Genomic DNA, 12,728 nt, shown 5'->3' with positions numbered 1-12,728 from the left:
AGGTGACGTACGTCAGGCGACGGCCACGTCGGTCTCCTTGCCGACGGCCTCCGCGAGGACGGACAGGCCCTCCTCCAACAGGGCGTCGGTGATCGACAGGGGCGGCAGGAAGCGCAGCACGTTGCCGTAGCTGCCGGCGGTCAGGACCAGCAGTCCGTCCTCGTGGCACCGCCTGGCGACGCGCGCCGCGAGACCGGGGTCCGGCAGCCGGTCGCCGGCCGGCTCCACCAGCTCGACGGCGACCATGGCACCCCGGCCCCGGACGTCCCCGACCGCCGGGCAGCGGCGGGCGAGTCCGCCGAGGAAGGCGAGCATGATGTCGCCGATCTCCCGCGCCCGGTCGACCAGACCATGGGTCTCGATCTCCTCGAAGACGCCGAGCGCCGCCTCGCAGGCCACCGGGTTGCCGCTGAAGGTCCCCCCGAGACCACCCGCCGGTACCGCGTCCATCAGCTCCGCGCGGCCGGTGACCGCGCCCAGCGGCAGTCCGCCGGCGAGCCCCTTGGCGGTCGTGATCAGATCGGGCCGGACGCCCTCGTGCTCGCAGGCGAACATCCGCCCGGTGCGCGCGATCCCGGACTGGACCTCGTCGACGATCAGCAGGATGCCCCGGCCGCGGCAGATCTCGGCGACGCGGCCGAGGAAACCGGGAGCCGGGACGACGAAACCGCCCTCGCCCTGGATCGGCTCGATGAGGACGGCGGCCACGTTGTCCGCGCCGACCTGCCGGTCCAGCAGGTCGGCGAGGGCGGACGCCGCCTCCTCGGCACAGCGTTCGGGCCCGGTGGGCCAGCGGTACGGATAGGCCATCGGGGCGCGGTGGACCTCGGGTGCGAAGGGACCGAAGCCCTGCTTGTACGGCGTGTTCTTGGCGGTGAGGCTCATCGTGAGCAGCGTGCGCCCGTGGAAGGCGTGGTCGAAGACGACGACGCCGGGGCGGCCGGTGGCGGAGCGGGCGATCTTGACGGCGTTCTCCACGGCCTCGGCGCCGGAGTTCACCAGGACCGTGCGCCTCTCGCCGGGGATCGGGGCCAGCTCGTTCAGCTTCTCGCACACGTCCAGATAGGACTCGTACGGATTGACCAGGAAACAGGTGTGGGTGAAACGGCGCAGCTGCGCCGCCGCGCGCTTCGCGACGGCCCGGGCGGAGTTGCCGACCGTCGTCACGGCGATACCGCTGCCGAAGTCGATGAAGGAGTTGCCGTCCACGTCGACGATCACCCCGCCGCCGGCGGCCTCCACGAACACGGGCAGGGCCGCGCCGACACCGGCCGGCACCAGTCCGCGCTGACGGGCCAGCAGTTCGCGCGAGCGCGGGCCGGGGATCTCGCTCACGACCCGCCGGACCTGCGGGAGGCCGGGGCCGCCGGCAGGCCGGGAAACACCGGGCATGAAGGTCCTCCGAACGTACGGGGATGGAGGCGAGGAGCCAAGCACCCGCCCGGTCGCAGCGGCCATGGACAGATCGGCCTGCAGTGATCGTCTTGTACGGGACATCTCGTCCGGTGCGGTGCCCCGTGCGGGGTTCGCACAATGGCGCCTCAGGAGCCCGAGACGCCCACGTGGCGCACACGACGCATGGACATACGGACATACGGTCGGACAGTCGGACGGATGAAAGGAAGGCCGATGCCACGGAGTGCAGGCAGCGGTGCCACGGCAGGCGGGCTCTCCCGGTCGGCTCGGACCCCGCGCCACCTGGTCGCGGGGGAGCGGCGGTCCGGCGACGGCGACGCATCGGTCGACGTCGGCCCGGCGCGTCCCGGGATCACCGGGTCGACCTCCGCGGGCCGGACCGCGATCGCGACCAGGACGGTGTACGTACGTCCGTCGGAAGGGCGGCAACCGTGAGCACCGCATCCGGCGGACCACTGGCCGGAGTCCTCGTCGCCGACTTCGGGCGTGTCCTGGCCGCCCCCTACGCCACGATGCTGCTGGCCGACCTCGGCGCCGACGTGATCAAGGTCGAGCATCCCGTCACCGGTGACGACACCCGGGCCTGGGGACCGCCCCACGCCCAGGGGGAGGCCACGTATTTCCTGTCCGTCAACCGCAACAAACGCTCCCTCGCGCTCGACCTGCGCGACGAACGCGATCTGCGCACGGCGACCGAGCTGGTCCGCCGGGCCGACGTCCTGTTCGAGAACTTCCGGCCCGGGACCATGGACAAGTACGGGCTCGGCCACGACCGGGTCCGCGAGTTCAACCCCGGCCTCGTCTACTGCTCGGTCACCGGCTTCGGCGCCGGCGCGGGGGCCGCCCTGCCCGGCTACGACCTGCTGGTCCAGGCCGTCGGCGGCCTGATGAGCGTCACCGGACCGGCCCCCGGGCAGCCCGTGAAGGCGGGAGCGGCCCTGGTGGACGTCCTCACCGGGCTCCACGCGACGATCGGTGTCCTGGCCGCCCTGCGCCACCGGGAGGCCACCGGCGAGGGACAGCACGTCGAGGTCGACCTTCTCTCCTGTCTGCTGTCCAGCCTGGTCAACCAGTCGGGCGGTTACACCCTCGCGGGTCAGGTGCCGGGCATCCTCGGCAACCGTCATCCGTCGATCGCGCCGTACGAGGTCCTTCCGGCGAAGGACCGGCCACTGGTCGTCGCCGTCGGCAACGACCGCCAGTTCCGCGCCCTGTGCCAGGGGCTGGACGCACCGCACCTGGCCGACGATCCACGCTTCGCGACCAACACCGACCGGGTGGCACACGTCGACGAACTCGCCCCGCTGCTGCGGGAGTCGCTGTCGGCACGGACCGCGGCCGAGTGGTCCGACCGGCTCACCCCGCTGGGAGTGCCGTGCGGGCCGGTGAACGACCTGGCCCAGGCCTTCGACCTGGCCGAACGCCTGGGCCTCGGTCCGCGTGCCACCGTCACCGGACCGGACGGCGCGCCGATGGACCTGGTCGCCAACCCCATCGGCCTGTCCGGCAGCCCGCCCCGCTACGAACGCCGACCGCCCCGGCTCGGCGAGCACACCGAGGACATCAGGGCCTGGCTCGATTCATGACACCGGCTCGCTGCCGCCCCGAACCTCCGACCGATCACCGGCACCCCGACTGATCCCCCGCCATCTCGACTGATCCCCGCCACCCGACCGATCACCGGGCCCCGACCGATCACCAACACCCCGGCCGATCACCAACACCCCGGCCGCGCACGACGAACACCCCAGGAGCACACGATGAACGGCGCCAAGCCCATGAAGGACCCCCTCGAGCTGATCGACTTCGCCTCCGTCCTCACCGAGGAGGAACGCGAGATCCAGGCCACCGTCGCCAAGTTCCTCACCGACCGGGTGCGGCCGCACATCGGGGAGTGGTTCGAGAACGCGCACTTCGCCCGCGAACTCGCCCCCGAACTGGGCAAGTTGGGAGTGCTCGGCATGCACCTGGAGGGCTACGGCTGCGCCGGCACCAGCGCCGTCTCCTACGGCCTGGCCTGCATGGAGCTGGAAGCGGCCGACTCCGGGTTCCGCAGCTTCGTCTCCGTGCAGGGCTCCCTGTCGATGTTCTCCATCTGGAAGTGGGGCTCGGAGGAACAGAAGCAGGAGTGGCTGCCCCGGCTCGCCGCCGGTGAGGCGATCGGCTGCTTCGGCCTGACCGAACCCGACTTCGGCAGCAACCCGACCGACATGCGCACCAGGGCCGTCCGCGACGGCGGCGACTGGATCCTCGACGGCTCCAAGATGTGGATCACCAACGGAGGCATCGCCGACATCGCCACGGTCTGGGCCCAGACCGAGGACGGCGTCCGCGGCTTCCTCGTGCCGCGCGGAACGCCGGGCTTCACGACGCGGAACATCAAGCAGAAGATGTCGCTGCGCGCCTCCGTCACCTCCGAGCTGCACTTCGACGGCGTACGGCTGCCGGACAGCGCCCGGCTCCCGCACGCCGAGGGCCTGCGCGGCCCCCTGTCCTGCCTCAACGAAGCCCGCTTCGGCATCCTCTTCGGCGCGGTGGGCGCCGCCCGCGACTGCATCCAGACGGCCCTCGACTACGCCGACGCGCGGATCCAGTTCGGCAAGCCCATCAGCGGTTTCCAGCTCACCCAGAAGAAGCTCGCCGACATGAGCGTCTCCCTGGGAGGCGCCGCCCTGCTCGCCCTGCACCTGGGACGACTGAAGGACCAGGGACGCATCCGCCCCGAGCAGATCAGCGTGGGCAAGCTCAACAACGTCCGCGAGGCCATCGCCATCGCCCGCGAATGCCGTACGGTCCTCGGCGCCAACGGCATCTCCCTGGAGTACTCGCCGCTGCGCCACGCCAACAACCTGGAATCGGTGCTCACCTACGAGGGCACCAGCGAGATCCACACCCTGGTCATCGGCCAGGCCCTCACCGGCCAAGCGGCCTACCGCTGACCGGCACCACGGCCCGGCACCACGGCCCGGCTCCGGACGCGGACAGCCGCCTTCCCGCGTCCGGAACGGAACTCCCACCGGAACTCAGCGAGGCCGCACCAGCCGAACCCGGCCAGGAACGGCCGAAGCACCGCGCGTCCGGCGTCCGTGACGAGACGCCGCTCCTTCACCGGCGGCAACTCGTGCCGGACGGACGGTTCTTCGCCGTGATGTCACTCGGCACGGCGGGACCCGCGCAGCGCGTCGGCCGCCGTCCCCGATGCGGATCCCGCGGCGGACATGGGCGGCAGACCCGCGGCAAGTCCCGGCAGCAGCACGGGCTCCAGCCGGATCCGGTCCCGGCGGGCGAGACACCGCTCCAGCTCCGGCGGCCGGTAGTGCGTGTCCGTGTCGTAGCGCTCCTTGGCCGGTACCGCCAGGAACTCGTTCCCGTCGAGCACGCCCTCGTCGTTCGCGGCCCTGCCGAGGGGCCGGTACAGAGGTTTGGCCAGTCGGAACAACGCTGTACGCGAGGCGTGCAGGTCCCCCGAACTGTCCGGCCGTACGCGGAAGTCGATGCTCTCCGTCGTCGCGCTCGGCCCGGCTTCGGTGAACACGTCGGAGTCGAACCGCAGACCGAACCTGCGGGCCTGATCCACCATCCACAGCAGCGGGATGTCGGACAGACCGGTCTCCTTGTAGCCGCCGCCGACATCGCAGTGCACCCCGGTGAACCAGACCTGCTTCAGTTCCTGGCCCTGCTCCGCGGCGCCGGGCCGCTGGTGCCACAGGGTCGGCCGGAAGGACGAGCGCTGCTCGTCGATGGCCAGCGCGTGGAAGGCACCCTTGACGCAGCGGCTCAGGTCGGTGTCGTGGAACGCCCAGCGGTGGTTGAACCAGCTCACCGCGGGCCGGAGCCACGCGGCGTCCGGGATCGGGATGCCCAGGGCGCCGACCGTGTCCCACACCCCGATGAAGTGGATCTCCGTCTCGCGCGCATAGGTGCGGCGGAACAACGTGGAAGCCGTGCCGCTCGGCCGTTCGATCCGGTCGCGGTAGAGGGCCCAGGCCTGCCGGATCCGGTCGGCCTGGTCGCGGCGCAGGATCCCGCTGTTGCGTACCAGCCCCGCCAGACTGCGCGCGGTGAACGCGCCCCGGCTGAAACCGAAGAGGAACAGCTCGTCACCGGGCTCGTACGTATCGACGAGGAACCGGTAGGCGTCGAGGACGTTCCGGGACAGGCCCACGCCGAACGCGCCGCCGCTGAGGCGCTCCCACCGGTTGGTGCCGACGCCGCTGTGGTAGTAGACGCGCTGTTCTCTCCCGTTCACGGAACCCGGGAGCACGGACAGGGCGACCTTGGCGACATTGGTTCTGCTCGGCTGATCGGCGAAGTTCCATGTGCCGTCGCAGCAGATGACCAGGCGCTTGGACATACGATCCCTCCTCGCGAGAACTCGGAGCGGGAGCGGTGCTTAGCACCACTTCCATGCTTGCACCAGTCGCCGGGCCGTGCCATGCGACGACCGGCGGCGGGAACCGGTGCCGGAGAACCGGGGGCGCGAACCGGGGGCGGGGACCGGGGGCGGGGACCGGTTGGCAGGAGATCACTGCCGAGCGCACGGCCCGCCCTCCGTCGTGCAGAGGTCCGCGCGTCCGACGCGGTGCGGTGCGGAGCGGGCCGGAGCTTGACGGCCGGGGCCTGCCGCGAAGACGCCGTTGCGGCGCCGGCCGTATCACCAGGACCGTGAACGCCGTCGTCGCCCTTCACCACGCGTCAGCATGAAGCGCGCGTCGGCATGAAGTCGAAAAGCGCTCCCGCGATCGCGGCACCCGGTCGCCCGACATCACACACGAACATACCTGCAGGTTCGGGACACGGACGTAGCGTGCTTGACCTGCCGTATCACCCCCTGCAGAGTCGGCATGCGGCACCGCGTCGGCGCCGCCCGATCGTGCCGACCGGCCTGCCCCTCACAAGCGGAAGACGGTCCCGACCTCCAGGAGCGACTGATCCGATGGTCCTCGACCTGCTCGTGATCGGTACAGCCATCACCCTGGGGCCCTTGCACAACAGCGCCTTCATCCTGCTGCTCTCCTCACCGCGCGGCGTTCGCCAGGGCCTGGCGTTTCTCCTGTCGTGGCTGGCCAACCTGATCGCGGTCATCGCCTGTGTGATGTTGCTGACGGGTGGTCAGCCCCCTGCCCGTCACAGCGCGCCCTCGACCGCCGCGGCCGCCGTGAAGCTCGCCATCGGCCTGGCGCTGGCGTTCTACGGCGCGTACCGGCACCGCCGACCGCCGCGCCCGCACGGACCGCCGCGCTGGAAGGCCCGGATCGACGAGGCCTCCCCCGTCACCGCAGCCGGCCTGGCATGGGTACTGCAGCCTTGGGGACTGGTCGGAGCCGGCGCCGCCACCGCTGTCGACGCGAACCTTTCCACCGTGGCCGACTGGCTCGCACTGACCGGCTACTGCCTGCTGGCCACGCTCAGCCTCATCGTCATGGAGATGTACACCCTCTGGGCGCCGACGGCCGCACATGCCCGGCTGAACGCCCTGTGCAACTGGACGGACCGGCACCAGGAGCAGCTGATCGTCACGCTTTCGCTGCTCGCCGGACTGTGGCTGACGGCACGCAGCATCTACGATCTCGTGTCCTGACACCGGGTGATGGGTATGCGATCCCCTCCGGGAAGGTCTGCTGCACGTAGCCGTCGACTTGTCAAAGCAGGTACGCCCGTTAATAGTTGTCCCGTTCGATCAGATCAGGACAGGTATGGCATGGGGGCGGGTACGTGCGGCGCGGTGGGATCGAAGCGGAGCTCGGTGCGAGGCGCGGGAGTTACCCGATAGCGGGTCTCATGGGGGCGCTGCTGCAGACGGGCCGGCGTTTCGTCGTGCTCTTCTGCCTCATCGCGCTGGGATTCCTGCTCGTCAAGAGGCCCGACGGCGTGCTCGTCACCGTCATGCGCCCGGTGGCCGTGATCCTGGGCGTGGTGGGACTGCGGGCAGCGTGGGGCTGGGCGTCCGCGCGGTTGGGCGTGCGCGTGTGTCACATCCATGTCGGCGGTCTCGCCGTCACCGGCCTGTTCGGCCAGGTGAAGCACGTCGTGCCGTGGGACCACATCACCGTGCTGAAGCACATGTCCAACTTGACGCCCCTGCTCAGCTTCCACCGGTTCGAGCTGGTGCGCACTGATGCCAAGCCCGTGGCCATCCTCGTCCTGAAGATGAAGCCGGAGTTCGTGCCGGCGCTGCAGAGGGCGACGGCACTGGGCGGTATGCACCAGGAGGGGTAACCCTGCTGAGTGCTCGTCACATCCCTGTGCAACTAGGCGGAGTTGGAAGCGATCTTGCCATCGGCCCGGGTGGACCGGTCTGCGCAGACATGCTTCAAGACCGCTGCGGACCTCCTGGGAAGTGGGTTCAGGACATCACTCTTCACGGTGGTCGGGGGCGTCCCCGTAGGCCCGTGCCAGGATCCCGACCGCCACCCCGAGGCTCGCGGTCCAGCCGGCGCGAAGCGGAGGCGACCGCGTCATGTTCTTCGAACCGCGCGGAGCCCGGAGTGCGGGGACGAGCGTCAATCAGTGCCCGAGCCACGACCACCGGAACCCGAGTACCGGCATCGATGTCAGTGCCTGCCCGTACGGTCTGCGCATGGTTGATCAGAATCCGCCCGTGGCAGCGATAGCCGACTTCGCGACCTGGGAGCCCGTACTGCGGCTCCTGCTGGCCTCCAACGAGAAGAAGGACGGTGCCCGGTCCGTCCGTGTGGCAGGGAGTATCGGCCGGGGCGGTTGGAGTCTCGCCCTGAAGCGACCGATGCCGCCGCGGGGCCGAGCCGCCCAGGTGGAGGACATACAGGAGGAGCTCGACGCGGTGGAGCGCGTGCAGAGCGCGCTCGCGGAGGCCGGAGTCGACGACATCTCGTTCACGGCGGACATCCAGCCGACCGGAGAGACCACGCTGCGTCTGCTGGGGCCCAGCCCGGCCGTGGAACCCGGTATCGGCACCCCGCACCCAGGAGCTCTCCTCCTGGTCGAGGGCGCCCTTCCCGAGCCCTGGCGCCGTCTCCCGGATCCCGTGCCCGGGGCGGTCCCGGCCCCTTCGGCGGACCTGGCGCTGCTCGGGCGGACGCTGCGCGAGCGGTTGCCGCAGGCGATCGGTGCCACGGAGGAGGAGATCGTCGCGACGGAGGCGCGCCTCGGCGTCGCGCTGCCGGACGAGCTCAAGGTGCTCTACCGGGTGACACGGGCGCGGTGGGAGGACCTGGGCGGTGACTACGAGGCGGCGGAACGTGCGTACGCGGCGGTCGGCTGCGAACTGCTCGAACTCGACAGCCTGTACGTCGCCGACGCGTCGTCCCGGTACTGCCGTTGGGAGTTCGCGGCGATGGAGGCGGTTGTCACCCCGCCCGACGCCGTGGTGCAGGGGCTCGTCGGCTCACCCGGCTGGATCGTCTTCGGCGACAACGGCGGCGGAGACCAGTTGGCCGTCGATCTGACACCCGGCCCCCGCGGGCACATTGGACAGATCATCATGCTCTCCCACGAGGAGTTCATCGGCGCCGAGTTCGTCGCGGACTCTCTCACCGATATGGTGCTGGGCCGGCTCGGTGCGGAGCCCAGCAGGCCGCAGGGAGAGCCACCGGTCGTGGCCAGGGTCAACGTCGCATCCCTGAAGAGCGTCCAGGCCGCCGCGCACCCCGACTTGGAAGTCCTGTCCATCGGCGGATGGGACGGTGCGCCGTTCCGCCTCGCCCCCGTGATCGGACTGCCCCGGCTGCGCACCTTCACCGCCTACCCGGGCACGCTGGCCGACCCCCTGGAGATCACCGGGCTCACCGGGCTGGAGTTCCTGGAACTCGGCCCCGACGCGTGGCGCGTCCTGCTCGACGCCAAAGCCGTGCCACGCAGCCTGTCGGCCGCCGCGATCGTGGTGCACGGCGAACGGGACCCCTTGCCCATCGTGGACATCGCGAACGAGATCCTGGCCCTCTGGGACCGGCCCCGGATCATCCAGACGGTCCTGACGGGTGACCTCGGCCCCCTGGCATAGCAGGCCGACCGATTGCCCGGGCCCACGTGTGCCGTGTCCGCCGCCGACCGGCTCGAGCGGATCACGGGCCCCGGCCGGCGCCGGGGCCCCACGCCGGCCGTCCGCGAGACGCCGATGCGCGCGGAGTGGCTGCCAGGCCACATCGGACCGGACTCTGTCTCGACAGGCCCGCCGGGACAAGCGGCGCGGAAGCCCGCCGGCTGCCGATCGAACGGCAAAGGTCTGACAAAAGGCATGGAAACCTGGTCCCCCGCCGCTCCCCAACCAGGCGCGCAGAACAGGTTCTTGTCCGTACGATCAAGACCGGACCAGGGGAGATTTCGGGGAGATTCCGGGGAGGGTCGAATGTCGTTCGGCGGGGGGAAATCCGCTTTACGGGACGAGGAATTCGCCTTGTGGGTCCGGTCGCGCCGGGCGGCCGCTCTGCTGACCCAGGAGGAACTTGCCGCACGGGCAGCCGTGTCGGTGCGCACGATACGCAACCTGGAAGCAGGGCGCGCCGGACGGCCTCACACCCGGCGCCTGGTCGTCACGGCGCTGGCCGACCTGCCTCCCCAAACGCCACCGGCCCCGGCTCCCAAGGCGGTTCCCGCCCAACTGCTCCCCGACGTCGCCGCATTCACCGGACGCGTCGCCGAACTACGGGCCCTGGACGACCACTTGGCTGCCACCACCGCGATCTGCCTCCTGAGCGGCCCCGCCGGGGTCGGCAAGACCGCGCTGGCCGTCCACTGGGGCCACCGGGTACGCGACGCCTTCCCCGACGGGCAGTTCTACGCCGACCTGCGCGGCTCCGTCCCCGGAGCGGGCCCGGCCACCACCGACATACTCGCCGCCTTCCTGCGCGCCCTCGGCGTATCCGGCGACGACATGCCCCAGGCACCGGACGAGCGGGCCGCCCGCTACCGCACCCTGCTCGCCGGGCGCCGCATGCTGGTGGTGCTGGACGACATCGCGTCGGCGGACCAGATACGGCCGCTGCTCCCCGGCACCCCGCGCTGCCCCGTGCTCGCCACCGGCCGGGGCCGCCTCGCCGACCTGGTCGTCCGGCACGGGGCCCACCGTATCGGGCTCGGCCCGCTGCCGCCCGGGGACGCGTTGCGGCTGCTGCGTACCCTCCTCGGGGACCGGGTCGGTGCCGACAGCCGCGGTGCCACCGCCCTCGCCGAACGGTGCGGCCGGCTGCCGCTCCCGTTGCGCGCCGCTGCCGAGGCTGCCCTGACGCACCCGACACTTCCGCTGTCCGCGGTCGACGCGGGCCTGGCGGCGGCGGATGCCCGGGGGACAGGGCCGCAGGAATGACGTACGGGCTCTCGGAGCCACCCCCGGAGTCCCGGCACGAGCACCGTGCGGCGGGGGATCCCGGCCCACTGTGCACCGGTCCACCATGAGTTCGTAGAGATGCCGACGACTCGGTGGCGATGCCGAAGGCCGCGGCGCCCGTCGTGGACGCGAGACCCACAGGTGACCAGGGCGGGCCGTCGTCCGACGTGCACCGGAAAATGCTGACGGGTACGGCACCAGAGCGGTCGCTCCGGAAGAACCACACCCAACCTGATCCGTACCGCTCCGCTCATTGCAGCCACCCCTGGCCGACTGCCGGCGCGCCCTGCGAGACGGCGCCTCTGCCGTCCCTGCTTGCCGGAAGATCTTGCGGGCTGTCCGAGGCGCCGCGCTTCGATGCTCATCGCGGTGCGGCTGTCAGTCGGCGAGATCGGCGGCGTGCCGGCGGAGGGCGTGAAGCAGGGCGTCCACCGGTGGGGCGGTGGGGCCAGGAAGCCGTACGAGGCTGACGCGGCGCCGCTCCTCGGGGAGGTCGGCCACCGTGACGAGCCGGATGCCGGGCGGGGTCGCGGACCTCAGTGTGGCGGGGACCGTCGTGACACCGAGCCCGGCCGCGACCAGATGCAGTTTTGTCAGCCAGTCGCGGCTGGCGTGGTGGACCCGGGGCCGACCGGGAAGGCCAGGCCAGACGCCGAGCAACGGCTCGCCGGGGCGGGACGGGCTGGCGATCCACACCTCGTCGGCGAGTTCCTGGGCCGTGACGCCGACCCGGTCGGCGAAGCGGCCGTCGGCCGGTACTGCCAGGACCAGGCGGTCCTCCAGCAGCGGTTCGGTGTGAAGGGGCGGATCGTCGATGTCGGGGGAGCGGTGCGGCGGCCGCGAGGACAGCAGGGCGAGGTCGAGGGCACCGGCGCGCAGGGCCCTCACCAGGGACGGGGTGGTTCTTTCCCGGGTGGCGACCCGGACGCGGGGATGCTCCCGGCGCAGGGTCGCCAACGCGGGGGCCACCAGCACCGGTCCTGCGGCGGAGAAGTAGCCGAGCCGTACACGGCCCGAGTCGTCCTCCGCGCCGCGCAGTTCGCGATCGGCCGCGTCCAGCGCGTCCAGTGCGGTCACGGCGTGGCGGAGGAAGGCCCGGCCCGCCGCGGTCAGTCGCACGCCGCCCGGAAAGCGGTCGAACAGGCGGACGCCAACGGCCTGTTCAAGGCCGGCCACCTGCCGGGAGACCGCCGATTGTGTGCAGCCCAGCTCCTGGGCCGCCGCCGTAAAGGTGCCCCGCTCGGCCACCTCGCGGAGCACCCGCAGGCCGGCCATCGTGACGTCCATGAGTAAAAAGCATATCCACTATGCGTGACATTCGTTGGCGGCATGGCTGTCGGCGCTTCTACCGTGGCGGCATGACGGCCTCTACGCCGAGGCGGCGGCCGCGTTCGGCACGGAAGGACCGACCGCTCTCGTCGGCCAGTACCTCAACACCAGCGCGTTGTCGGCCCTCTTCGAGGTTCCCGTCCCCGACCTGGGCCCGCTGCCCGACCGTACCCCCCGCACTGATCCCGCCCACCTCACCGGAACGAGACGAGGACACCATGCCGCTGATCAACGTCTACCTGCGTCAGGGCACCACTCCTGAGTACCGTCGTGACGTCTCCTCCGCCCTGCACAAGGCCATGGTCGACGTCCTGAAGATTCCCCAGGACGACCAGTTCCACGTCTTTCACGAGGTCACGCCCGACAACTTCGTCATACAGCCGGTCGTGTTCGGCCTGCCGCGGGGCGAGCGCGCCATGTTCATCCAGCTGTCCTTCAATCAGCGCACCGCCGAGCAGAAGAAGGAGTTGTTCCGTGCGATCGTCGACAACCTCCGGCGGTTCGCGGGCGTTCCTGAGGAGGACGTCATGATCGTGGTGTTCGAGACGGCCCGCGAGAACTGGTGGGCCGCCGGCCGCGTGATCGATCCCGACACCGGCTACGACGCCCGCATGACCCACGTCGGGCGCGGTTCGAGCTGAGTGACGTGCTCGTCCTGCGGTCAGGTCGAGTTCGTCGT

10 protein-coding genes are annotated in these 12,728 nt (G+C 71.0%); 7 read left to right on the top strand and 3 right to left on the bottom strand.

The features are described from left to right. Positions 1 to 12: 12 nt before the first annotated feature. The gene (gene gabT / locus ACH4S8_RS04790; RefSeq protein ID WP_398390939.1) at positions 13 to 1,392 is read right to left on the bottom strand and encodes a 4-aminobutyrate--2-oxoglutarate transaminase; all 1,380 of its coding nucleotides are present in this window, start codon (positions 1,390 to 1,392) and stop codon (positions 13 to 15) included. A gap of 455 nt (positions 1,393 to 1,847) precedes the next feature. Here gabT and ACH4S8_RS04785 point away from each other — a divergent pair, with 455 nt between their 5' ends. Both ACH4S8_RS04785 and ACH4S8_RS04780 read left to right on the top strand, forming a co-directional pair. Continuing rightward, positions 1,848 to 3,002, top strand: coding sequence for a CaiB/BaiF CoA transferase family protein (locus tag ACH4S8_RS04785; RefSeq protein WP_398390938.1), 1,155 nt, complete (start codon positions 1,848 to 1,850; stop codon positions 3,000 to 3,002). Positions 3,003 to 3,176: 174 nt separating this feature from the next. Then, complete coding sequence (locus ACH4S8_RS04780; RefSeq protein WP_398390937.1) at positions 3,177 to 4,355, top strand: acyl-CoA dehydrogenase family protein; 1,179 nt, start codon at positions 3,177 to 3,179, stop codon at positions 4,353 to 4,355. A gap of 212 nt (positions 4,356 to 4,567) precedes the next feature. On the opposite strand, the gene ACH4S8_RS04775 is transcribed toward ACH4S8_RS04780, so the two are convergent. Further along, a complete protein-coding gene (locus ACH4S8_RS04775) occupies positions 4,568 to 5,770 on the bottom strand; it encodes a DUF2235 domain-containing protein (protein ID WP_398390936.1) in 1,203 nt (400 codons plus the stop codon). 582 nt (positions 5,771 to 6,352) lie between these two features. On the opposite strand from ACH4S8_RS04775, the gene ACH4S8_RS04770 reads away from it, so the two are divergent. The 4 genes from ACH4S8_RS04770 to ACH4S8_RS04755 all read left to right on the top strand — a co-directional run bounded on the left by ACH4S8_RS04770 (position 6,353) and on the right by ACH4S8_RS04755 (position 10,699). After that, positions 6,353 to 6,997, top strand: coding sequence for a GAP family protein (locus ACH4S8_RS04770; protein WP_398390935.1), 645 nt, complete (start codon positions 6,353 to 6,355; stop codon positions 6,995 to 6,997). 200 nt (positions 6,998 to 7,197) lie between these two features. Next, complete coding sequence (locus ACH4S8_RS04765; RefSeq protein WP_398390933.1) at positions 7,198 to 7,635, top strand: hypothetical protein; 438 nt, start codon at positions 7,198 to 7,200, stop codon at positions 7,633 to 7,635. A gap of 361 nt (positions 7,636 to 7,996) precedes the next feature. Beyond that, positions 7,997 to 9,397, top strand: coding sequence for an SMI1/KNR4 family protein (locus ACH4S8_RS04760; protein ID WP_398390931.1), 1,401 nt, complete (start codon positions 7,997 to 7,999; stop codon positions 9,395 to 9,397). 393 nt (positions 9,398 to 9,790) lie between these two features. Beyond that, a complete protein-coding gene (locus ACH4S8_RS04755; protein WP_398390930.1) occupies positions 9,791 to 10,699 on the top strand; it encodes an NB-ARC domain-containing protein in 909 nt (302 codons plus the stop codon). A gap of 399 nt (positions 10,700 to 11,098) precedes the next feature. Here ACH4S8_RS04755 and ACH4S8_RS04750 read toward each other — a convergent pair whose 3' ends face one another. Beyond that, the gene (locus tag ACH4S8_RS04750; RefSeq protein WP_398390928.1) at positions 11,099 to 12,007 is read right to left on the bottom strand and encodes a LysR family transcriptional regulator; all 909 of its coding nucleotides are present in this window, start codon (positions 12,005 to 12,007) and stop codon (positions 11,099 to 11,101) included. Between the two features lie 260 nt (positions 12,008 to 12,267). Between ACH4S8_RS04750 and ACH4S8_RS04745 the strand changes: the two genes are divergently transcribed. Beyond that, on the top strand, positions 12,268 to 12,690 hold the full coding sequence (locus tag ACH4S8_RS04745; RefSeq protein ID WP_398390927.1) for a tautomerase family protein: 423 nt from the start codon (positions 12,268 to 12,270) through the stop codon (positions 12,688 to 12,690). Positions 12,691 to 12,728: the final 38 nt, after the last annotated feature.

This window comes from Streptomyces sp. NPDC021080, assembly GCF_044333225.1.
Lineage (GTDB): Bacteria > Actinomycetota > Actinomycetes > Streptomycetales > Streptomycetaceae > Streptomyces.
This window is presented reverse-complemented; position numbering and strand designations above follow the sequence as displayed.

Bases quoted from the DNA above. Each gene is read 5' to 3' on its own strand.
- gabT (WP_398390939.1), bottom strand. From the start codon at position 1,392: ATGCCCGGTGTTTCCCGGCCTGCCGGCGGCCCCGGCCTCCCGCAGGTC.
- ACH4S8_RS04770 (WP_398390935.1), top strand. From the start codon at position 6,353: ATGGTCCTCGACCTGCTCGTGATCGGTACAGCCATCACCCTGGGGCCC.
- ACH4S8_RS04775 (WP_398390936.1), bottom strand. From the start codon at position 5,770: ATGTCCAAGCGCCTGGTCATCTGCTGCGACGGCACATGGAACTTCGCC.
- ACH4S8_RS04765 (WP_398390933.1), top strand. From the start codon at position 7,198: ATGGGGGCGCTGCTGCAGACGGGCCGGCGTTTCGTCGTGCTCTTCTGC.
- ACH4S8_RS04780 (WP_398390937.1), top strand. From the start codon at position 3,177: ATGAACGGCGCCAAGCCCATGAAGGACCCCCTCGAGCTGATCGACTTC.
- ACH4S8_RS04760 (WP_398390931.1), top strand. From the start codon at position 7,997: ATGGTTGATCAGAATCCGCCCGTGGCAGCGATAGCCGACTTCGCGACC.
- ACH4S8_RS04750 (WP_398390928.1), bottom strand. From the start codon at position 12,007: ATGGACGTCACGATGGCCGGCCTGCGGGTGCTCCGCGAGGTGGCCGAG.
- ACH4S8_RS04745 (WP_398390927.1), top strand. From the start codon at position 12,268: ATGCCGCTGATCAACGTCTACCTGCGTCAGGGCACCACTCCTGAGTAC.